Source organism: Aeromicrobium sp. Root344 (genome assembly GCF_001425755.1).
Lineage (GTDB): Bacteria > Actinomycetota > Actinomycetes > Propionibacteriales > Nocardioidaceae > Aeromicrobium.
Map to the genome: position 1 here is coordinate 1,937,747 of NZ_LMDH01000001.1, position 22,092 is coordinate 1,959,838.

Below are 22,092 nucleotides of genomic sequence, written 5' to 3' on the forward strand. Positions count from 1 at the left end.
AGGTGTCGTCAGACGGGTCTAACCTGAAACACGTGAAAGGTTGGCAGGCCCACGGGGAAGCCGTTGATCGGTTGCTGGCGTCGTACGCGCGCATAGCTCCGGGAGACCGCGTACGCCTCGCCAAGAAGACGTCCAACCTGTTCCGTCCGCGCCAGGGCAACGACTCGCCCGGCCTCGACGTCAGCGGGCTCGACGGCGTCATCGCGATCGACACCGAGGCGCAGACCGCCGAGGTGCAGGGCATCTGCACCTATGAGCAGCTCGTCGCCGAGACGCTCGCACACGGCTTCATCCCGTACGTCGTGCCGCAGCTGCGCACGATCACGCTCGGCGGCGCCGTGACGGGGCTCGGCATCGAGTCGACCTCGTTCCGCAGCGGGCTGCCTCACGAGTCGGTGCTCGAGATGGACATCCTCACGGGCTCCGGCGAGGTCGTGACTGCGGCGCCGGAGGGCGATCACGCCGACCTGTTCGAGGCGTTCCCCAACTCCTACGGCAGCCTCGGCTACGCCACGCGACTCAGGATCAAGCTCGAGAAGGTCCCCCCGTTCGTCACCCTGCGCCACGTCCAGGTCGCCGACGCCGCGGCTGCGGTCAAGGCCATCGAGGTCATCGCCGAGACCGGCGAGTGGCACGGTGAGCGCGTCGACGGCCTCGACGGCACCGCGTTCAGCCCCGACGAGATCTACCTGACGCTCGCCCACTTCACCGACACGCCGCAGACCGTCAGCGACTACACGGGCCAGCAGATCTACTACCGGTCGATCCAGACCCGCGAGACCGACGCCCTCACGATGAACGACTACATCTGGCGCTGGGACACCGACTGGTTCTGGTGCTCCGGAGCATTCGGCGCGCAGAACAGGTGGGTCCGCAGGGTGTGGCCCACCAGGTGGCGCCGCAGCGACGTCTACCACCGGCTCGTCGGGCTCGACGAGAAGGTCGGCCTCAGCAAGGTCCTCGACAGGATCAAGAAGGTGCCGGGTCGAGAGCGTGTGATCCAGGACGTCGAGGTCCCGGTCGACCGGCTGCCGGAGTTCCTCGAGTGGTTCGACGCCGAGGTCGGCATGCGCCCCGTGTGGCTCTGCCCGCTGAGGACGACGCGGCCGTGGCCGGTCTACCCGCTGACGCCCGGAGAGACGTACGTCAACGCCGGCTTCTGGGGCACCGTCGAGGTCCCGGCCGGTTCCCCCGAGGGCATGGTCAACCGCAAGATCGAGGACTTCGTGCACAGCCTCGGCGGGCACAAGTCCCTCTACTCCGAGGCGTTCTACGACCAGGAGACGTTCGAGCAGATGTATGGCGGCGAGGTGCTCGCCGCCGCCCGAGGGCGATACGACCCCGAGGGCAGACTGAGCACCCTGTACGAGAAAGCGGTGAGGAACTCATGACCACAGACGTGGGAGTACGACTGTCGATCGCTGACGCGCTCGGCCGGCTCATGAAGGACGGCCTGCCGTTCCGCTTCGAGGCCTTCGACGGCAGCATCGCGGGACCCGAGGACGCCCCCATCAAGCTGCGACTCGTCAACGAGCGCGGCCTGTCCTACCTGATGACCGCCCCAGGCGACCTCGGCTTCGCCCGCGCCTACGTCTCGGGTGACCTCGAGCTCGAGGGTGTGCACCCGGGCAACCCCTACGACGCCATGGTCCTGGTGATGAGCCAGCTCAAGTTCAAGGTGCCGTCGGCCGCTGAGATGGTGCAGATCGTCCGCAGCCTCGGCTTCGGCAACCTCAAGCCCCCGCCCCCGCCGCCGGAGGAGCACCTCCCCAAGTGGCGCCGCGCGATGGAGGGTCTGCGCCACAACAAGAAGCGTGACGCCGAGGCGATCCACCACCACTACGACGTCTCCAACCGCTTCTACGAGCTCGTGCTCGGCCCGTCGATGACCTACACGTGTGCGGTCTTCCCGACGCTCGAGTCCACGCTCGAGGAGGCCCAGTACGAGAAGTACGACCTCGTCGCCCGCAAGCTCGACCTCATGCCCGGCCAGCGACTGCTCGACATCGGCTGTGGCTGGGGCGGCATGGTCCGCCACGCCGCCAAGCACTACGGCGTCAAGGTCCTCGGCGTGACGCTGTCCCGTGAGCAGGCCAGCTGGGCACAGGAGGAGATCAAGCGCCAGGGCCTCGACGACCTCGCCGAGGTCCGGTTCATGGACTACCGCGACGTCACCGAGACCGACTTCGACGCGATCAGCTCGATCGGCCTCACCGAGCACATCGGCGTGCGCAACTACCCGTCCTACTTCGGCTTCCTCAACGACCACCTCAAGGTCGGCGGCCGACTGCTCAACCACTGCATCACCCGACCGCACAACAAGACGATGTCGACCGGTGCGTTCATCGACCGCTACGTCTTCCCGGACGGCGAGCTCACCGGCGTCGGCCGCATCACGGTGGCGGCGCAGGACGCCGGCCTCGAGGTACGCCACGTCGAGAACCTCCGCGAGCACTATGCGCTGACGCTCAAGGGCTGGTGCGACAACCTCGTCGACAACTGGGACGAGGCGCTCGGCGAGGTCAGCCTCGGCCGGGCCAAGGTGTGGGGCATCTACATGGCCGGATCGCGGCTCGCGTTCGAGCGCAACGAGATCGAGCTGCACCACGTGCTCGCGGTCAAGACCGACTCGCACGGCAACGCCGACTGGCCGCTCCGCCCGACGTGGGGCAGCTGAGCGCGTCCTCGTTAGAGTGGCGTGCGGACCCCGGGCACGGGGTCGGCTCAGCGTCCGGAAGGCAGGTTGCAGGTGAGCGGCGATCCGCCCGAGTTCCTCACGACGTACGCCCGCCAGACGTCGCTGGATCCGCGCACCATCGCAGCCGTCGCGTTGCGCTATCGCGCCGACGAGTCCGTCACGTTGCTGTCACTGATGGCCTCCGGCGGCACCCTGACCTATGACGGGGTGCTGGCTGCCGCCCGCCGGGTGATCAGCGGCGAGACCGACGCCACGGGCAGCGGACTCACCGATCTCGACGCGCTCGCCGCCCTGGCCCGCGCGATCGCCGGCCGGCCGGGACCCGGACCCGACTACACCGAGTCGGCCGATCTGCACCAGGCGCTCCGGGTGCTGGGCCACCGGCCCCGTCGCAAGGACGACACGCACCGGCTCGAGGCGCAGACCAACCTCGCTGCCGGCCGGCACGACTACGTCGAGTCGATCCTGCCGCAGATCACGCTCGACAAGGACAGCCGATGGATGGTGGAGACCGACCTGGTCAGTCCCGAGGCCGGCCGGCCCGGTTCCACCGAGGACGAGTGGCTGCGCTCGTTCAACCGGCTGTTCACGTCTCGGGGACTCTCGCCGATCGGGCTGCTCGACGGCGACGGGGCGAGGTTCGACCGCCTGCGGCCGGCAGAGCCGCCGGCGAAGGTCGCCGGTGACGGGCCCACCGTCACGATCATCATGTCGGTCTTCAAGCCCGACCAGAGCCTGTTCACGGCGCTGCGGTCGTTGATCGACCAGACCTGGCCGCACCTCGAGATCCTCATGGTGGACGACTGCTCGGGTCCGAAGTTCACGCCGCTGCTGACCCAGGCGGCGGCGATGGACGACCGCATCGAGCTGGTCGTGATGCCGCAGAACGGCGGGACCTACAAGATCCGCAACACCGCGATCGCCCGCGCTCGCGGCGAGTTCATCGGCTTCCAGGACTCCGACGACTGGTCCCACCCCGAGCGCATCCAGCGCCAGCTCCAGCCTCTGCTGGACGACCCGGCGCTCGTCGCCTCGGCGAGTCGCGCGGTCCGCGTGACGGGCGACGTCATCACGAGCAAGGTCGGCTATCCGACGGTGCGACCCAACGCCTCCTCCTTGGTGTTCCGCCGCGACATCGTGATGGAGACTCTCGGTGGCTTCGACGAGGTCCGCAAGAGCGCCGACATGGAGTTCGGCGAGCGGATCAAGACCGTGTTCGGCCGCGAGCGGATCGCCGCCATCAAGGACCCCCTGGCCTTGATCCAGCTGTCGCACGCGTCGCTGTCGCTCGAGGACTTCCGGTTCGGCTGGCAGGACGCCGACCGGGTGTTCTACCGAGACGCGATCAACCACTGGCACGACCAGATCGCCGCCGGGACCGAGTCGCCTCTGCTCGACCCGGCTGCGCCCCGGCGGTTCGCGGCCCCCGAGCGGTTCTTCGGCAAGGGTGCTCCCGTGACCGATGCCGCGGACGTGCTGCTGGTGTCGGACTGGCGACCGGGCAACCCGCGCTGCAACGGCAACGTCCAGGAGCTCACGGCCCTGGCCGACTCGGGCCTGGTCACGGCGGTCGTCCACGCGGAAGCCATGCGCTACGCCGACGACAAGCGGCTTCCCCCGGCGCCGGCCGTGCTCGACCTGCGCAACGAGGGACGCATCGTGACCCCGGCCTGGCGCGACGACCTGCGGGCCCGGCTCGTGCTGGTCCACGATCCAGAGCTGCTGAGCTACCCGCGCCCTGCCGTCGATGTCGGCCTGCGTGCCGACCGGGTCGTCATCCGGGCGGCATACCCGCCCCGTGCTCCCGGTGACGATGCCCTGGTCTACGACCCGGTGCACATCCAGCAGCACGTGCAGGAGCTCTTCGGGGCACCGGCCGAGTGGTTGCCCACCAACGACTCGATCGCCAAGGCGCTCGTCGCCGACGGAGCCGGCACCGTGCTCGAGCCCCAGCACCTGGGGGTGGTCAACGTCCATCGCGTACGCCGTCGCGGTCAGCGTGGTGGGCCGCGGCCCGTCATCGGCACGTCCGGCATCGAGCCACTCGCCGAAGACCGGCCGGACTGGGCCACGCTGCTGGGCTGCTTCCCCGACGACGACCGTCTCGACATCCGCATCCGCGACGTACGCGGCACCGTGGCCGCGATCGAGCGGCCGGCGCCGCTGCCGCCCAACTGGCTCCTCGACTCGGCACCGCTGGCCCTGTTCCTGCGCCAGCTCGACGTGTTCGTGGGGCTGCCCCGCCGCACGTGGGGACCCGAGCCGATGTTCGCGGCGCTGACGGCGATGTCGCAGGGCTGCGTCGTGTTCCTCGACCCCGCTTACGAGTCGCAGTTCGGCGACGCCGCCCGCTACTGGGGCGAGGCACCGCCTGCCACGGCGATCACGGCGTTGCTCAAGGATCGTCCGGCGTTCCGGGCCCAGCAGGAGCGCGGCTACGAGTTCGTGGCGGCGGAGCTGTCGCCCGAGGCCTTCACCACCAGGATCGGCGCGCTGGTCCGCGCCCATGACAAGGAGAACGAGGCGCCATGAGGCTCCCCAGTCACAAGCTGCTGCTGGCAGCCGGAGTCATCGGCGTCGTCCTCGTCGTCGGTGTGGTCGCTGCGATTGCCGACAACGTGGGCCTGGCGCTCGTGTGCGTGCTGCTGATCCAGTCGGCTGCGCTGCTCGCCGTGGTCGACACGCGCCGCCGCCAAGGCGGCCTCGCCGACACGGTGAACGACCATGCGGCCTCGCTGAAGCGCGTCGACCGCACGATCGCCAACGTCTCGCAGCGGGTCGTCACCGAGGCCCGGGCCAGCGACAAGGCGCTGCGCACCGAGCTGGCCGCCAGCCGCGCCGACCTGCGAGACCGCCTCGGCCGCACCCGCAAGGGTGTCGAGCGGACGCTCGACCTCCGGGTCCAGGACATCGAGGCGATGATCCAGCTCTCCGACCGCTTCGAGCTGCGCGCCGCGATGCCGCCGTCAGGGCGTTGGGCGCTCAACGCCGGCGGACTGCTCAAGCTCGTGGACCTCGTCGAGCGCCGTCCGATCCGCACGATCGTGGAGCTCGGCAGCGGCACGTCGACCCTGTGGCTGTCGTACGCCCTCGAGCGCCGGGGCAGCGGTGGGCGGATCATCTCGCTCGACCACGACCCGCACTTCGCCGGCATCACCCGTGCCGAGCTGGTCGCCCACGGGTTCGCCGACGGGCCGGCCGAGGTGCGCGACGCCCCACTCGTCGACGGCGTCATCGATGGCCACGACACCCCGTGGTACGACCCCGCGTCGTTCCACGACGTCGAGGCGATCGACCTGCTCATCGTGGACGGACCGCCGATGGCGTCGGGCGGGCTCGCCCGCTATCCGGCCGTACCGATGTTGCTGTCGCGCCTGGCCCCCGGAGCGATCGTCGTGGTCGACGACGCCCCGCGGCCCGACGAGCAGGAGATGATGCAGCGTTGGCTCGCCGACGTGCCCGGACTGACCCGGGTCGACCAGACGGAGCGCCAGGTGTTCCTCGCGCTCGGGGAGTGACTGCGACGGTGCCGTCGAGCGTACGCATCGAGGTCCTCGGACCGTCAGGGGTCGGCAAGTCCACGATCCTGGCGGCAGCCGAACGGCTTCGACCTCCGTCCGGCACGTGGTGGGGCCCGGAGCAGGTGGCGGCCGGCATGTCCGTCTCCGGTCCGATCGGTGAGGCTCTCGACGATCCGGCCCTGCGCGACTTCGTCGACGCGTGCCTGGACATCGTGCACGGCCTGCCCGTCTCGCCCTCGTCGAAGATCGCGATGCTGACGATGCTGCGGCGCTCCGCGCGCGACCAACGTGCCGCTGACCTGCTCGACGTCGCGGTGCCGGTGGTGCACGACGAGCTGCTGCTGCACCGGGCGTTCAGCATCCTGCCGCAGTCGCCCGACGTGGAGCGCGATGCTGCGACGTTCTTCGAGCTCGCACCGACGCCCAGGGCGGCCGTCGTGGTCACGGGCGACGTCGACACGATCCTCGCCCGTATCGCGACGCGTGGCACGCAACCCAACTGCTACGCGGGACTCGACGACGCGGGGCTGCGCACGGCTGTCGAAGCGGGGCTCCGAGCCTGCGAGATCGCTGCGCAACGCCTGCGCGCCCGCGGTGTCGAGGTGCTCGAGCTCGACGCCGGTCCCGACGTCGACCACTCGGCGCAGCAGCTCCACACGTTCATCACGTCCTATCTGGAGGAACCCACCATGACCGAGTCGACCGACCCCGACGACGTACGCGCCAGGCTGCTCGCCGCCTCTGGAAGCTTCCGCAAGAAGGCCGGGCGGCACGAGCTGCGTACGCGCGACGTCATGTACTGCGCGTTCTCAACGCCCAACTTCACCGTGACGGCGGACGAGGCGCAGCGCGACGCCGCCCGTCGGCTCGAGCGGTTCGGCATCACCGCAGACCTCGCCCGTGGCAAGAGCGCGCTCGACCTCGGGTCGAACGCCGGCGCGATGCTGTTCGAGCTCAACAACCTCGGCGTCGCCTCAGGCCTTGGCGTCGAGTTCGACCAGGACAAGGTCGACCTCGCCACCGAGATCGCCGCGCTGTCCGACCTCGACCGGCTGACGTTCCGGCAGGGTGACATCGATGAGCTCGACGCCGCCGAGCTCGGCACGTTCGACATCGTCATGGCCCTCGCCATCGAGGCCCACGTGCAGCAGCCCGACCGGCTCTACCGCCTGCTGGGCCAGGTGGCCGCCTCGACGCTCTACTTCGAGGGCAACGGCAACTGCGACGTCGAGGCCGCGACCGCGCAGCTCAAGGCCGCCGGGTTCGCCGATGTCGAGTCGATCGGGTTCTGCGACGACGACCGCGACCCGCGCAACAACAACCGGCCGATGCTGGTGGCCCGCAAGAAGGTCAGCCGCGGCCTGTTCGGCCGCCGCAAGTAGCTCGGCTCAGAGCCGGGTGACCTTGGGGTCGTCCGTCGCGCCCTTGGTGTCGAACAGGCACCGGGCGACCGAGGCGATGGCCGCGAGGTCGTAGTCCTTGTGGTTCTGCAGCAGCACCGACACGTCGGCGGTCGCCAGCGCGTCGTCGAGGTCGTCGGCGCGCTGGACGGCGACACCATTCGGCGTCCACTCCTGCACGTGCGGGTCGTGGAACACGAGGTTCGCGCCCTTGTCGAGCAGCAGCTGCGCCAGCGGGGTCGCGGGGGACTCGCGCTGGTCGGCGATGTTGGGCTTGTAGGTCACGCCGAGCAGCAGGATCGTCGACCCGCGCAGGGCCTTGCCCTCGTCGTTGAGCAGGTCCGTGACGCGCTCCACGACGTACGCCGGCATCTGCAGGTTGATCGACTGCGCGAGCTCGACGAACTGGAACGGCCGGCCGAGGGTCGAGCGGACCTTGTAGGACAGATAGTTGGGGTCGATCGGGATGCAGTGGCCGCCGACGCCGGGTCCGGGGAAGAACGCCTGGAAGCCGAACGGCTTGGTCGCCGCGTTGCGGATGACCTCCCACAGGTCGATGTCCATCTCGTGGCAGAACTGCGCCATCTCGTTGACCAGCGCGATGTTGATGTGCCGGTAGGTGTTCTCCAGCAGCTTGGTCATCTCGGCCTCGCGGGTGCCCTTGGACGGCACGACGGTCTCGATGAAGCGGCCGTAGAACTCCGTGGCGACCTTGGTCGACTCGGGCGTGTGGCCGCCGACGACCTTGGGGGTGTTGGCGATGCCGTAGGTCGGGTTGCCGGGATCGACGCGCTCGGGGCTGAAGGCGAGGTGGAAGTCGGTCCCGGCCTCGAGGCCGGCCTTCTCCAGGATCGGGCGGACGACCTCGTCCGTCGTGCCGGGGTAGGTCGTGGACTCGAGCACGACGAGGTGCTGCTTGCGCAGCTGGCGCGAGATCGTGGTCGTCGCGGCGATGACGGCGCCGAGGTCGGGCTCGCCCTCGACCGACAGCGGGGTCGGTACGCAGATGACGATCGCGTCGGCGTCGGCCAGGACGGCCTCGTCGGTCGTGGCGGTGAAGCCGAGCGAGATCATCTCGGCGATGTCGGCGTCGGTGAGGTCATCGATGTGGCTCGTGCCGCTGTTGAGCGAGTCGACCATCGCGCTGTTGACGTCGAAGCCGACGACACTGAGTCCCGAACGGGAGGCTTGCTGAGCGAGCGGGAGGCCGACGTAGCCGAGGCCGATGATTGCCATGTCGATGGACAACGGAGTTCCTTCAGATGGGGTGCGTCGTGCCTGCGAAGATTACCTCAGGTGCCCGACCAGCTGGAAACTCGCGGCCGTCGCCCGGGTCGTGAGGACGGTCACGGCCCACGCACGCGGCGGCGGGGCGGTTGCGCCGCATCCGGTAGCCTGACCGCGGTTGTTTTCCCGGTGTCGCAGCGCCTCACGCGGCCGGCGCCCCCGCCCTCGAGATCGAGATTGGATCGTTGCGCATGCCCGTCGTCGCCCAGCACCACTCCGGCGACTCGACGCTCACCAAGCCCGATCACGGCCGTACGCTCCGCCTCGACATCGAGGGCATGCGGACGATCGCCGTCGGCTCGGTCCTGGTGGGGCATGCCGGGGTGTCGTGGTTCGCCGGGGGCTTTGTCGGCGTCGACGTGTTCTTCGTCCTCTCGGGCTTCCTGATCACCGGCCTGCTCGCCCGTGAGGTGTCGCGGACCGGACGTGTGCGGATCGCCAGCTTCTGGGCGCGGCGCATGAAACGTCTGCTGCCGGCCTCGGCCACGGTGCTGCTGTTCTCGGCCATCGTCACCTACGTCTACCTGCCGATCACGCAGCGCGCGGACTTCGGCGGTGACATCAAGGCGGCGGCGCTCTACGTCGTCAACTGGCGGCTCGCGTCGCGAGGGGTCGACTACCTCGCCGAGGACATCGGGCAGTCGCCGGTGCAGCACTACTGGTCGCTCGCGGTCGAGGAGCAGTTCTACCTCGTCTGGCCGCTCCTGATGCTTGCGATCGGCGTCATCGCGGCCAGGCGCTGGAAGCTGGGTGCGTTCGTCGCCCTGGGCGGGATCACCGTCGCGTCGTTCGTCTGGTCGGTCATGCAGACCGAGAGCAGCCCGGCGACGGCCTACTTCGTCTCGACGACGCGGGTCTGGGAGCTGGGCCTCGGCGCCTTGCTGGCGTTGTCGGCGGCGCGGGTCTCCCGGCTCCCGTCCGTCCTGCTGGCCGTCGGCGGATGGCTCGGCATCGCCCTCATCGCGTACGCCGTGCTGTTCTTCGACGGCAACACGACCTGGCCCGGCGCCAACACCCTCGTGCCGACGGTCGGCGCGGCGCTGATGATCGCGAGTGGCCTCACCCGCACCCCCGGGTCGCCGCAACGGATGCTGAGCCTCGCGCCGATGGTGTGGATCGGCGGCCTGTCGTACTCGATCTACCTGTGGCACTGGCCGATCCTCGTCGCGGCCCAGGCGGAATACCCCGACCTGCGCGTCCGCTGGACCATGCTGCTGATGATCCTGTCGATCATCCCGGCCTGGCTGTGCCACCGCTACATCGAGAACCCGGTCCGCTTCGGCACGTTCTTCAAGCCCACGGGCCGGGCGCTGGCGATGGGCACGACCCTGACTGCGCTCGGCGTGTGCACAGGACTGCTGCTGAACGCCTCGGTCGGCCTGAGCAGCCACCTCAAGGAGGCGTCCGTCAAGGACAGCCCCGGCGCGGCGGCACTGCTCGACCCGGCCAACCGAGGGGTCGTGTGGTCCGACATCACGTCGCTCGATGCGATGCGCCCGCTGCCCGTCAACGCGCCCAAGGACCGGCCGCCGCTGTACGACAAGCAGCCCGGGTGTCAGGTCGCGCCCGGTGACCCGAAGCCGAAGCTCTGCGAGTTCGGCGACACGTCGTCGGACCGCGTCGTCGTGATCGTGGGCGACTCCAAGATCGTGCAGTGGGAGACCGCCCTGTCAGACCTGGGCAAGCGCGAGGGCTGGAAGCTCGTCCAGATCACCAAGTCGGCGTGCCCGTTCACCGACGCGAGCCTGCGCACGGGCAACCGCCAGAAGGTCTGGACCGACTGCCGCCAGTGGGGTCAACAGGCGCTCAAGGACATCCTCGACCTGCACCCCGACCTGGTCATCGCCTCGCACCGCAAGGGCACGGCGCTGCCGGAGGGCAAGACCGGGCAGGACGACCTCGACCAGGCCGCGATGGTCAAGGGCATGGCGAGCTACTGGCGGACCATCACCGACGCCGGCATCCCCATGGCGGTGCTGCTGGACAACCCGGAGCCCAAGACCGAGGGCGTCTACGAGTGCGTCGCCCAGCACGAGGACGACCTGAGCGCCTGCGCGTTCGACAAGTCCGACGGCGAGCGTCGCTCGGGTGCGGCGGCACAGCTCAAGGCAGCCGCCGAGGTGCCGGCCGTCAAGGTCATCGACATGTCGAACGTCATCTGCCCCGACGTCGACCGCTGCGCTCCCGTGATCGGCAACGTCCTGGTCTATCGCCAGGGCACGCACCTCACCCGGACGTTCGTCGACAGTGCCGAGCCACAGCTCGCGGCGGCGCTCGCCAAGGCGACCGACGGCCGGTTCGGCAAGGGCTGAGCCCTAGGGGCGCAGTGCCTCGATCGCCGCGACGTTGCGGCGGGCGTTGTCCCGGTCGCGGTAGGTGAATGCCTCGGCGGCTCGCTGCTCGTAGACGGCTTCCCTGCGGCAGCCGGCCTCGAGGTAGGCCTCGATCGCATCGATCGTCGACTCGAGGTCGTCGACGACGGGCCCGAAGCCGTCGCGCTCGTGGTCGAACCACGACGGCGTGGCGTGGAACGCGCGGTACTCGGCGTTGTCGAAGTGCGAGTAGATCAGCGGGGTGCCGAGATAGGCGATGTCGAAGTGCACCGACGAGTGGTCGGTGACGAACAGGTCCGCTTCGAGCATGACCTGCTGGATGTCGGCCGACGCGCCGCCCAGCACCGTGATGCGTTCACTGCCGACCGGTACGTCCGCGAGCTCGTTGCGCAGGTTGTAGTGCGGCATGAACCGCAGCCGGTAGTCGTGGCGCTCGAGCACTGCGGCCAGTCGCTCGCTGGTGAGGAAGCCGAGGATGAACTGCTGGTAGGTCGAGCCCTCGAACAGGCGGCTGCCCTCGTCGCTCGTGCTGAAGAGCTTGGCGACGAGGTATTGCCGCCAGGTCGGCATGAACAGGATCGTGCGGCTCTCCGGCGTCGGGACCAGCGCGTCGTAGCGGGCCAGTCCGGCCTGCACGACCTGCTGGTCGTAGCCCGAGGTGGCGCGGGCGGCCGCGGCCTCGCGGGCCATCGTCGTCGTGTAGGTGTCGTAGCCGCCGACCCGGCGCCGCAAAGCGTTGGTGTCCACGTCGACCCCGTGGTTGAGGTAGGCCCGATAGGCGCCGACCCGCCACGCGAACTGGCGCATGTAGGTGCTGCCGTCCCACTGGCGAGGCACCATGTGCTTGATCGAGTATGCGTTGGCGAGCACCTCGGCGTGCAGCATGAGCAGCCGGTGCCGCCACGAGGAGTGGGCGACGACGTGGCCGAATCCGGCCACGCGGTCACGCTGCTCGCAGTCGCGGTCGATCACGTAGTAGGACCTGATGTCGTGGCGCTCGCGCCGCAGATGGCTGAACAGGTGGTAGCCGTTGTCGCGGGCCGTGTCGGCGCGTTCGCCGACGAGCCAGATCGGCGTGCGGAAGAACGGGCGCGTCAGGAAGCGCGCCAGGCGTACCCAGGCGAACGGTTGGCGGCGGACCGCTGCCTTGAGGTCGTGCATCGCCATCGTCCGGGACCAGCCGAGGCGGGCGACCAGGCCGCCGGCCTGGCGGGTGACCAGCTCGAGCAGATGGGCGGCGCCCGAGGCGACCGGCACCGGCTGCAGGCGACGGCCCCCGACCGTCAACGGGCGGGAGGCAGCCGACAGGCCGATCGACGCGGTGACCCGCTTGCGCGGCGGGTCGAAACCGGCCGGGCCCTCGGCCTCGACGAGGAGCTTGGTGCGGCCGAGCGGGAGCTGGTCGACGGGGACGACCGCGGTGAAACCCGTCCAACGACGTACGCCGGCGTCGACCCGGAGCTGTGGAGTCGTGGGGACGCTGAGCAGGGTGTTGCCGTCGAGGTCGGCCATGATCAACGTGACGGCCTCGGGTGGTGGCGTCGGACCCTCGCTGGCTCCGCGCCGACACGTCCCGGTGAGCAGGAGCGTGCCGTCGTCCCTGATGTCGATGCCGTCGAGGCTCGCCGCGAAGCTGCGATAGGGCAGGAGCTGCAGGTAGGCGTCGAGGGCGGGCTGCAGGGTGGCGAGCGCGTCGGCGTGCCGCTCACGGGCCCAGCCCGTGTAGACCTCGAGGACCCGCAGGTCGGTCCAGCCGGTCAGCACCGGCAGCGGGAACGGCGCATCCGCGAGGCCGCAGCGCTCGGCGAGCTTGGTGCCGTTCCTGAGGCGGGGTGTCATGCTCTTGCCGCTCAGGATGCGGCCGGAGAATCCGACCAGTCGCGTGTTCGTCTCGTCGAGGGCGCGGCGGATCGCGTCGACCTCGGTCGCCTCGTCGTCGGCGGCGGCGTCGACGACGGTGGGCCACGGCTCGGTGGTCGGATCGTGCGCGGTCGAGGCGGCACGGGCGGCGTCGGGGGAGGGCGCGACGAGGACGAGCCGGAGGTCCTCGGGGGTCGCGGCCAGCTCGGCGCGGGTGCCTGCGGAGTCGGTCATGTGGTGCAGTCTCAGCTGATCTCGATGACGACGGGTGCGTGGTCGCTGGCGCCCTTGCCCTTGCGCTCCTCGCGGTCGATCCAGGCGCGGTCGACGCGGGACGCCAAGGCCTCCGAGGCGAGGATGAAGTCGATGCGCAGGCCGCGCTTCTTGGGGAACGCGAGCTGCTGGTAGTCCCAGTAGGTGAACTCGCCGGGGGTGTGCGGGCGTACGACATCGGCGTAGCCGGCGTCGAGGATCGCCTGGAACGCCTCGCGCTCGGGCTTCGACACGTGGGTGTGGCCCTCGAAGACCGACATGTCCCAGACGTCCTCGTCCTGCGGTGCGACGTTCCAGTCGCCCGTCAGGGCGATCTCGCCCTGGGGGTTCTCGGCGAGCCACTCGATCGAGGCGAGCCGCAGCCGCTCGAGCCACGCGAGCTTGTAGACGTAGTGCGGGTCGTCGAGCGTACGGCCGTTGGGCACGTAGAAGCTCCACACGCGTACACCGCCGCAGGTCGCGCCGATCGACCGCGCCTCGACGATCTCGGGGTCACCGAACATCGGCTGGTCGTCGGCGAACGAGGTCGCGATGTCCTCGAGGCCGACGCGCGAGATCAGCGCGACGCCGTTCCACTGGTTGAGCCCGAAGTGGGCGTAGTCGTAGCCCATCGCCGACAGCTCGAGCCCGGGGAACTGATCCTCGCGGCACTTGGTCTCCTGGATGGCGAGCACGTCGACGTCGTTGCGCTCGAGCCAACCGGTGACCCGGTCGATGCGGCTGCGGATGGAGTTGACGTTCCAGGTCGCGATACGCACACCACGAACCTACTCGGTCGTCCGGCGCGGGTCGAAACGACGACCGCGAACGATGCGGGCCCGCGGGATTCCGGGGTTCGAGTGACAGCCGGGACCGGTGAGACGCATGATTGAGGAGTTGTCTCGGGGAAGGGGGCGCGTATGTGGCGCCGATTCGTGCTGGCATGCGTGCCGCTCGTCATGGGGGTCGCGGTGCTGGCGTCGCCGGCCGCAGCCGGGGATCCGCCGATCACCCTCCCGTCCAGCCCCAAGGGCCTGCCGGCGCCGGTGACGCTGCCGGCCGGCGTCGATCCCGCATCGCCCTACCTGCCCCAGGTGTCGTGCAGCCCGGTCGACATGCCGGGCGTCGTCAAGCTGCGGGCGCTGGTCCTCAAGACGTACGGCGAGGGTGGTGCCGGCGCGATCAGCCACGTCTGCACCGAGGGCGTCTCGGAGCACAGCGAGGGCCGGGCGTGGGACTGGATGGTCGACGTCGGCGACACCAGCGAGCGCACGGCGGCGGCGAACTTCATCGGCTGGGCCACGGCCAACAACGGCCGCAACGCCCGGCGCCTCGGCATCATGTACATCATCTACGACAAGAAGATCTGGGCGATCTATCGTGCCGCGGACGGCTGGCGGACGAGCTCGGGCCACACCGACCACGTGCACATCTCGTTCAGCTGGAACGGGGCTCGGGGCAACACGTCGTTCTGGACCGGCGAGGTCGGCACGATCGACCTGGGCCCATGCGTACGGTTCGCCGGCACGTACGGCGCGCGGACCAGCACGCCGCGAACCGGGGCGTGCCCGCGAACCGCATCGCTGCTCAAGAAGACGTCGCTGGCGGACCGGGCCTATGGGCACACCGGGGCCGCCGTCACCAAGGCGCAAGGTCTGCTCGGGGTCGCCAGGACCGGGAAGTTCGACCTGGCCACCTGGAAGGCCGTCAACGCGTACCAGCGGGCTCACGACATCCCCTACACGGCTGCGCTGGACCAGCCGACCTGGGCCTCGCTGAGCCCGTCGAGCGTCACGACCAACGCGGTCACCGGCTATTCGCAGCGCGAGGCTGTCGACTACGGTGTCGCGACCTACTCCGCAAGCACGATCTCGCGGGGCTATGTCGGCCGGGCGGCGCTGTTCCTGCAGACCGCGCTCGGGATGCCGGCCGCCGACCGCAACGGCTACTTCAGCACCGCGACCCTCGCCGCGGTCAAGCGGCTGCAGGCGTCGGCGGGGCTGACCCAGGACGGGATCGTCCGCGCCGAGGAGTGGCGAGCCATGGCGGACGCCCTCGGATGACGGGCGGCGGAACCTCCGTCCTGCCATGATGTGGCCATGACCCAGGACGAGTCGGCCGCGACCAACGAGCCCCACGAGGACGACGCGCTCGAGCGCAAGATCCGGGACCAGCCCGACATCGCCCCCGGTGCGTGGGTCAAGCGGATCGTCCTGGCGATCGTCCTGCTCGTCGTGGCGTACGTCGGCTTCCGGGTCTCCGCAGCGTTCTTCCCGCGCTGGTGGGCGCACCGCGTCGGCGACCAGGTCGGCGACAGCCTCACCAAGGGCACGCTGTGGGGGCTGTTCTACGGGTTCGTGTTCACGTTCGTCCCGCTCCTGCTGCTCTTCCAGATCCGCCGCCGCTTCTTCAGCTGGACCTGGCGCATCGTCGTCGCGGTCGTCGCGCTGCTGCTGGCGGCGCCCAACTGGTTGACCCTCTCCGTCGTCGCCGGCAACAGCAAGGCGGCCCACGCGGGGGAGCGCATCTTCGACGTCGAGGCGCCGGGCTTTCGCGCGGGCACCCTCAGCGGCGTGATCGCCGGCGCGGTGCTGGCGCTGATCGTCACCGGCACGAGCATGCAGATGCGCCATCGCAAGAAGGAGGTCAAGCGCCTCCGTGGCGAGCGGGACGAGCTCAAGCGCGCTCAAGCCGATCACACGCGCGACGACGAATCGAGTTGAGCTCGGCAAAGTCGCGTTCGATTTCCGTCGTGTGAACTCCTTGGATCGTATGCATCAAAGGTCTAGATTCATACCTCTTTGCCGCGCTAGCATGCACCAACTTCACTGAAAGTTGGGTGCACCACATGGCAGATCAACTCACCGACGACGAGAAGCATCTCGCGAGTCTTGGCTACAAGCAGGAGCTGAACCGCAGCTGGTCCAGCTTCTCCAACTTCGCGATCTCGTTCTCGATCATCTCGATCCTCGCGGGTTGCTTCACGACGTTCGGCCAGGCCTGGAGCAACGGTGGCCCGATCGCCATCTCCTGGGGCTGGCCGGTCATCTCGCTCTTCATCTTGATCATCGGCTTCACGATGTCCGAGCTCGTCTCGGCCTATCCGACGTCGGGCGGGATCTACTGGTGGGCGTCCAAGCTGGGCGGGCCGGCGGCAGGGTTCTTCACCGGCTGGCTCAACCTGATCGGCCTGATCGCCGTCACGGCCTCGGTCGCGTACGGCTGTGCCAACTTCGTGGACATCTTCATCAGCCTGCTGAGCGACAGCTGGGCCGCGGACTACAGCCTCAAGCGGGTGTTCATCGAGTTCGTGATCATCTTGTTCGTCGCCGCGCTGGCCAACATCTTCTCGAGTCATCTGCTGGCGGTCGTCAACAACATCTCCGTCTGGTGGCACGTCGCCGGTGCGGCCTTGATCATCGCGGTCCTGGTCATCGTCCCGGATCATCACCAGAGCGTCGGCTGGGTGTTCACCGAGCGCATCAACAACTCCGGCTATGACGGCGGCGCCAGCAACGGCACGATGTTCTGGTTCCTCGTGCTGCCGCTCGGCTTCCTGCTGACGCAGTACACGATCACCGGGTTCGACGCCTCCGCCCACCTCTCCGAAGAGACGCAGGCGGCTTCGGAGGGCGCCGCCAAGGGCATCTGGCGATCCATCGCGTACTCGGCGATCGGCGGCTGGATCCTGCTCCTCGCCCTGCTGTTCGCCGTCAAGGACCAGAACGCAGTCACGGACGGGGTCAACAACGGCCTCTACGGGTCCGACGTCATCCTCGGCCAGGCACTCGGCGAGTCGTGGCACACGATCGTGATCGCCATCTCCGCGTTCGGGCAGCTGTTCTGCACCGTCGCCTGCCTCACCAGCGCCTCGCGCATGACGTTCGCGTTCAGCCGCGACGGCGCGATCCCCGGTTCGGGCCTGTGGTCGAAGGTCAACGCCAAGAAGGTGCCGGCCAACGCCGTCATGTTCGTCGCGGTGATCGCCGGCCTGATCACGCTCCCGGCGCTGATCGAGGTCAACTTCGGCACCAAGGAGGCACCCATCATCCTGCCGACGGCGTTCTACGCGGTCGTGTCGGTGGCCGTGATCGGGCTCTACCTGGCGTTCGCCATCCCGATCTACCTGCGCTGGAAGCTGGGCGACGGGTTCAAGCCCGGCAGCTGGCACAACGGCAAGAAGTACAAGTGGATGAACCTGGTCGCGGTGGCGGAGATCGCCATCATCTGCATCTACTTCATCCTCCCGCTGTATCCCGCGGGGTGGCCCGGCAACGAGAACTTCGCGTGGAAGTTCGTCAACTACGCGCCGCTGCTGGCCGGCGGCACGATCCTCGCCGTCGCGGTCTGGTGGCAGGTCTCGGCCAAGAAGTGGTTCACGGGTCCGAAGCACACGATCGACGAGGCAGTGATCGAGGCGTTCAGCGACTGAGGATACGGTCGGGCGTGTGAGGACGTTGCATGTCGATGACGAGGCGCTGGGCGACAAGCCCGATCTCTCGGCCACGGCGGACGACGGTCCCTCACACGCCCGCATCGCGTCCTGGCTCCTCGGTCGCATCGGGTCCGGCAAGGTGCGCGCCGACGACAAGCTCCCGCCCGAAGAGGAGCTCGCCGCCGGCCTGGGGGTGAGCCGGATGACGTTGCGGCAGGCCCTCGGCTCGCTCGAGGCCCGCGGCTACATCGAGCGCCGGCGCGGTCGCGCCGGCGGCAACTTCGTCCGCGAGCCGCGCATCGAGGTCGACCTCAGCGGGCTGCCTGGCTTCACCGAGCTGATGCGGCGGGCCAACGTACGCGCTGGGGCCCGGATCGTGCGGGCCGGGATCGTCACGGCATCCTCGGAGGTCGCGACGGCGCTCGAGCTCGGTCGCCAGCGCGACGTCATCGAGGTCGTCCGCGTCCGCTCGGCGCGTCGGGTGCCTCTGGCCCTCGAGGAGACCTATCTCCCGGCGCACCTGTTCCCAGGGTTCCTCGACCGCGGCCTCACCGGATCGCTGTACGGCCTGATGCGCCAGCACTACAACCTGGCGCCGCACAGCGCCAAGGAGTGGCTCGAGCCCGAGATCTCGTCGCCGGAGCACGCGCAGCTGCTCGAGGTCGAGCCCGGCTCGGCCCTGATGCTCGTCACCCGCAAGGCCTCCACCGTGGCGGGGGTGCCGGTCGAGTTCGCCCGCGACCGCTATCGCCCCGACCGCACCCGGATCAGCCTGCACACCGGCATCGATCCCGGCACGTCCCCCGAGCTCGTCATCGAACCCACCTAGCCCTGGGTTCACCCCTGAGCGGTGGATTCTCCACCGAATGAGCTGCCATATGGTGGAGAATCCACCGCCGCACCGGACACGGGCCCATCGTCTAGACCTTTTGGTTGGGGCGCAGGTAGGGTTCGAGGATGGTGGACATCGAGGCGGTGCTGGACCAGGTGCCGGTGCTCTCGGGATCCCCGCGGACCGTCGAGGAGCTCTCGGGCGGACTGACCAACCAGAACCTCAAGGTCACGACGCCGACGGGTGAGTACGTCGTACGTCTCGCGCGCAGCGACAACACGCTGCTCGGGATCGACCGCGAGGCCGAGTCCTACAACACCAAGGCGGCCGAGGCTTCCGGTGCCGGAGCGCCGTTCGTGGACTACCGCCCCGACCTCGGCGTGCTCGTCATCGGCTACGTGGGCGGCCGCAGCTACGTCAACGCCGACCTCCGCACGCCCGAGACGATCCCACGCGTCGCCGCCGCGATCAGGATGCTGCACTCCGGCCCCCGCTTCTCGACCGACTTCGACATGTTCGTCCGCCAGCCGACCTACCTGCGTACGTGTGTCACGCGGGGCTTCGCGATCCCCGACGACTACGTCTCGTACGGAGCGGACTTCCTGCGCATCCAGGGTGCGCTCGGCTCACGTCCGATGCCGACAGTGCCGTGCAACAACGACCTGCTCGCCGGCAACATCGTCGACGACGGCGAGCGCATCTGGCTGATCGACTACGACTACGCCGGCAACAACGACGCCTACTTCGAGCTCGGCAACTCGTGGACGGAGTGCGAGCTCGACGACGACCACCTCGTCGAGCTCGTCACGGCGTACGCCGGGCGCGAGGACCCGGGGCTGGTCGCGCGAGCCCGGCTGCAGGCGACGGTGTCCCGCTACGGCTGGTCGTTGTGGGGCTTCATCCAGGCCGCGACCAGCGACGACGACTTCGACTTCCACGGCTGGGGCCAGGAGCGGTTCGACAAGGCGGTCGCCGACTTCCGCAGCCCGCAGTTCGACGCCTGGCTCGAGGCGGCAGGCGCATGACACTGCCGAGCAGGGCGCGCATCGTCATCATCGGCGGTGGCGTCGTCGGCACGAGCGTCGCCTACCACCTGACCAAGTCCGGCGAGCGCGACGTCGTGCTGCTCGAGCAGGGCGAGCTGTCGTCGGGCACGACGTGGCACGCGGCCGGGCTGGTCGGCCAGCTGCGCGCGACCCAGGCCGGCACGACGCTGGTGCAGTACAGCGCCTCGCTCTACGAGCAGCTCGAGGCCGAGGTCGGCCTGAGCTCGGGCTTCAAGCGGTGCGGCGGCGTCACGGTGGCTCGCACCGAGGACCGCATGGAGCAGCTCCGGCGCACGGTCGCCACCGCTGCGGCGTACGACCTGGAGTGCGAGCTGCTCACGCCCGAGCAGGCCGGCGAGCGATACCCGCTGCTCGAGACCGGGGACCTCGTGGGCGGCATCTGGCTGCCCGGCGACGGCACCGCCAACCCCACCGACCTGACCCAGGCGCTCGCGCGAGGCGCCCGCCAGCGCGGCGCGACGGTCGTCGAGCACCTACGCGTGACCGAGATCCTGGTCGACGGCCGTGCAATCACCGGCGTGCGCACGGATCAGGGCGACATCGAGGCCGACATCGTCGTCAACTGCGCCGGGCAATGGGCGCACCACCTCGCGGCACAGATCGGCGTCACGGTGCCGCTGCACTCCGCCGAGCACTTCTACGTCGTGACGGACCAGATCGACGGGGTCCGCCCGGACCTGCCGATCCTGCGCGACCCCGACGGCTACACGTACTTCAAGGAAGAGGTGGGCGGCCTCGTCGTCGGCGGCTTCGAGCCCGAGGCCAAGCCGTGGGTCGCACCCGACCAGATCCCCTACCCGTTCGAGTTCCAGCTGCTCGACGAGGACTGGGACCACTTCCAGATCCTGATGGACAGCGCGCTGGAGCGCATACCCGTGCTGCACGACACCGGCATCCGCAAGTTCTACAACGGGCCCGAGAGTTTCACGCCCGACAACCAGTTCATCCTCGGCGAGGCGCCTTCGGTCCGTGGGTTCTTCGTCGGCGCCGGCTTCAACTCCGTCGGCATCGCCTCGGCCGGTGGCGCCGGGCGAGCCCTCGCCGAGTGGATCCTCGAGGGCGAACCGACCGTCGACCTGCTGGCGGTCGACATCCGCCGGTTCGCGCCGTTCCAGAACGACAAGGACTACCTGCGCGCCCGGGTCACGGAAGTGCTGGGCCTGCACTACGCCGTGCCGTGGCCCAACCGCGAGTACGACACCGCGCGCCCCTTGCGGACCTCGCCGGTCTACGAGCGCCTCGCCGCCGCCAACGCCGGCTTCGGCAGCAAGATGGGCTGGGAGCGCGCCAACTTCTTCGCCCCGCCCGCGGTCGATCCCGCGATCCAGTACGCCTGGGGCAAGCAGAACTGGCTGCCGTGGTCGGCGGCCGAGCAACAGGCATGCCGCGGGGCCGTCGCGATCTTCGACCAGTCCTCGTTCTCCAAGTACGTCGTCCACGGCGCCGACGCCGAGGCCGCCTTGCAGTGGATCTGCAGCAACGACGTCGCGGTGGCGCCCGGCCAGACGGTCTACACCGCCCTGCTCAACGAGCGCGGCGGCTACGAGTCAGACCTCACGGTGACCCGCGTCCTCGACGACGAGTTCTTCCTCGTCGCGAGCTCGGCGACGACCGAGCGCGACCAGGACTGGATCCGGCGCAACATCCCGGCCGGTCTCGACGCCCAGATCGACGACGTGACCGACAGGCTCGCGGTGCTCGGCCTCATGGGCCCGCGGTCGCGCGAGCTGCTGACCGGGCTCACTGAGTCCGACCTCGGCGAGGATGCGTTCCCGTTCGGAGCCAGTCGCGAGAGCCAGCTCGCCGGGCTCACGGTGCGGGCCACCCGGATCACGTACGTCGGAGAGCTCGGCTGGGAGCTGTACGTCCGTACGTCCGACGCCCTGCAGCTCTACGACGCCCTGAAGGAGGCCGGCCGCGAGCTCGGGCTGGTCGACGCCGGCTACTACGCGATCGAGTCGATGCGCCTGGAGAAGGGCTATCGCGCGTACGGGCGGGAGCTCACGCCCGAGGTCGATCCGGTCGAGGCGGGTCTGAGCTTCACCTGCAAGCTCGGCACCGACATCGACTTCCTCGGCCGGGCCGCCGTCGAGAAGGCCAAGGCCGCCGGACCGTCGCGTCGCCTCGTCTCGTTCACCCTCGAGGACCCGGACGTCATGGTCTGGGGCGGGGAGCTGCTCGTACGCGATGGCGTCGCCGCAGGTCAGGCCACCTCCGGCGCATGGGGCGCGACCCTCGGCACCGGCGTCGGCCTCGCCTGGGTGCAGGCGCCCGAGGGCGCAACGGCCGATGCCGCGTACGTACGGGCCGGCGACTACGAGCTCGACGTCGGCGGTCGGCGCGTGCCCGTCACGGTCAGCCTCAAGCCCTTGTTCGATCCTTCAGGCGAAAAGCTGAGGCCGTAGAC

Annotated in this window: 15 protein-coding genes; 12 read left to right on the forward strand and 3 right to left on the reverse strand. The window is 69.4% G+C overall.

Features of this window, described 5'->3' with window-relative positions; translation table 11 throughout:
• Window positions 1-32: 32 nt before the first annotated feature.
• The 5 genes from ASC61_RS09585 to ASC61_RS09605 all read left to right on the forward strand — a co-directional run bounded on the left by ASC61_RS09585 (window position 33) and on the right by ASC61_RS09605 (window position 7,601).
• Complete coding sequence (locus ASC61_RS09585) at window positions 33-1,391, forward strand: FAD-binding oxidoreductase (protein WP_056211315.1); 1,359 nt, start codon at window positions 33-35, stop codon at window positions 1,389-1,391.
• Window positions 1,388-2,677, forward strand: a complete 1,290-nt coding sequence (locus ASC61_RS09590; RefSeq protein ID WP_056211317.1) for an SAM-dependent methyltransferase — start codon at window positions 1,388-1,390, stop codon at window positions 2,675-2,677. The genes ASC61_RS09585 and ASC61_RS09590 overlap by 4 nt, the downstream gene beginning before the upstream one ends.
• 72 nt (window positions 2,678-2,749) lie before the next feature.
• Window positions 2,750-5,230 carry a glycosyltransferase family 2 protein gene (locus ASC61_RS09595; RefSeq protein WP_056211319.1) on the forward strand — a complete coding sequence of 827 codons (2,481 nt, stop codon included), beginning with the start codon at window positions 2,750-2,752 and terminating at the stop codon, window positions 5,228-5,230.
• Window positions 5,227-6,216, forward strand: a complete 990-nt coding sequence (locus ASC61_RS09600) for a class I SAM-dependent methyltransferase (RefSeq protein WP_056211321.1) — start codon at window positions 5,227-5,229, stop codon at window positions 6,214-6,216. Before ASC61_RS09595 ends, ASC61_RS09600 begins: the two co-directional genes overlap by 4 nt.
• Window positions 6,213-7,601, forward strand: a complete 1,389-nt coding sequence (locus ASC61_RS09605; RefSeq protein WP_056211322.1) for a class I SAM-dependent methyltransferase — start codon at window positions 6,213-6,215, stop codon at window positions 7,599-7,601. Before ASC61_RS09600 ends, ASC61_RS09605 begins: the two co-directional genes overlap by 4 nt.
• A 6-nt stretch (window positions 7,602-7,607) precedes the next feature.
• Here the strand turns inward: ASC61_RS09605 and ASC61_RS09610 are convergent, their stop codons facing one another.
• Window positions 7,608-8,867 carry a nucleotide sugar dehydrogenase gene (locus tag ASC61_RS09610; RefSeq protein WP_056211324.1) on the reverse strand — a complete coding sequence of 420 codons (1,260 nt, stop codon included), beginning with the start codon at window positions 8,865-8,867 and terminating at the stop codon, window positions 7,608-7,610.
• Between the two features lie 230 nt (window positions 8,868-9,097).
• On the opposite strand from ASC61_RS09610, the gene ASC61_RS09615 reads away from it, so the two are divergent.
• A complete protein-coding gene (locus tag ASC61_RS09615) occupies window positions 9,098-11,218 on the forward strand; it encodes an acyltransferase family protein (protein WP_056211327.1) in 2,121 nt (706 codons plus the stop codon).
• Between the two features lie 3 nt (window positions 11,219-11,221).
• On the opposite strand, the gene ASC61_RS09620 is transcribed toward ASC61_RS09615, so the two are convergent.
• The gene (locus tag ASC61_RS09620; protein ID WP_056211329.1) at window positions 11,222-13,333 is read right to left on the reverse strand and encodes a CDP-glycerol glycerophosphotransferase family protein; all 2,112 of its coding nucleotides are present in this window, start codon (window positions 13,331-13,333) and stop codon (window positions 11,222-11,224) included.
• Between the two features lie 11 nt (window positions 13,334-13,344).
• Window positions 13,345-14,130 (reverse strand): exodeoxyribonuclease III, encoded by a 786-nt coding sequence (locus tag ASC61_RS09625; protein ID WP_056211331.1) that lies wholly within the window; start codon window positions 14,128-14,130, stop codon window positions 13,345-13,347.
• A 141-nt stretch (window positions 14,131-14,271) separates the two neighbouring features.
• Here ASC61_RS09625 and ASC61_RS09630 point away from each other — a divergent pair, with 141 nt between their 5' ends.
• The 6 genes from ASC61_RS09630 (at window position 14,272) to ASC61_RS09655 (ending at window position 22,090) form a co-directional block, all read left to right on the forward strand.
• Entirely contained in the window at window positions 14,272-15,414 is a 1,143-nt protein-coding gene (locus ASC61_RS09630) for a peptidoglycan-binding domain-containing protein (RefSeq protein ID WP_056211333.1), read from the forward strand.
• Window positions 15,415-15,450: 36 nt separating this feature from the next.
• Entirely contained in the window at window positions 15,451-16,074 is a 624-nt protein-coding gene (locus ASC61_RS09635) for a hypothetical protein (protein WP_056211335.1), read from the forward strand.
• Between the two features lie 125 nt (window positions 16,075-16,199).
• Complete coding sequence (locus ASC61_RS09640) at window positions 16,200-17,783, forward strand: amino acid permease (RefSeq protein ID WP_056211337.1); 1,584 nt, start codon at window positions 16,200-16,202, stop codon at window positions 17,781-17,783.
• Between the two features lie 16 nt (window positions 17,784-17,799).
• Window positions 17,800-18,615, forward strand: a complete 816-nt coding sequence (locus ASC61_RS09645; protein ID WP_056211339.1) for a GntR family transcriptional regulator — start codon at window positions 17,800-17,802, stop codon at window positions 18,613-18,615.
• Between the two features lie 128 nt (window positions 18,616-18,743).
• Window positions 18,744-19,643, forward strand: coding sequence for a phosphotransferase (locus ASC61_RS09650; protein ID WP_056211341.1), 900 nt, complete (start codon window positions 18,744-18,746; stop codon window positions 19,641-19,643).
• Window positions 19,640-22,090: a GcvT family protein gene (locus tag ASC61_RS09655; protein ID WP_056211343.1), complete on the forward strand. Its 2,451-nt coding sequence runs from the start codon at window positions 19,640-19,642 to the stop codon at window positions 22,088-22,090. Before ASC61_RS09650 ends, ASC61_RS09655 begins: the two co-directional genes overlap by 4 nt.
• The last annotated feature ends 2 nt before the right edge of the window (window positions 22,091-22,092 follow it).

Bases quoted from the DNA above. Each gene is read 5' to 3' on its own strand.
- ASC61_RS09590 (WP_056211317.1), top strand. From the start codon at position 1,388: ATGACCACAGACGTGGGAGTACGACTGTCGATCGCTGACGCGCTCGGC.
- ASC61_RS09600 (WP_056211321.1), top strand. From the start codon at position 5,227: ATGAGGCTCCCCAGTCACAAGCTGCTGCTGGCAGCCGGAGTCATCGGC.
- ASC61_RS09615 (WP_056211327.1), top strand. From the start codon at position 9,098: ATGCCCGTCGTCGCCCAGCACCACTCCGGCGACTCGACGCTCACCAAG.
- ASC61_RS09620 (WP_056211329.1), bottom strand. From the start codon at position 13,333: ATGACCGACTCCGCAGGCACCCGCGCCGAGCTGGCCGCGACCCCCGAG.
- ASC61_RS09630 (WP_056211333.1), top strand. From the start codon at position 14,272: ATGTGGCGCCGATTCGTGCTGGCATGCGTGCCGCTCGTCATGGGGGTC.
- ASC61_RS09635 (WP_056211335.1), top strand. From the start codon at position 15,451: ATGACCCAGGACGAGTCGGCCGCGACCAACGAGCCCCACGAGGACGAC.
- ASC61_RS09640 (WP_056211337.1), top strand. From the start codon at position 16,200: ATGGCAGATCAACTCACCGACGACGAGAAGCATCTCGCGAGTCTTGGC.
- ASC61_RS09650 (WP_056211341.1), top strand. From the start codon at position 18,744: ATGGTGGACATCGAGGCGGTGCTGGACCAGGTGCCGGTGCTCTCGGGA.
- ASC61_RS09655 (WP_056211343.1), top strand. From the start codon at position 19,640: ATGACACTGCCGAGCAGGGCGCGCATCGTCATCATCGGCGGTGGCGTC.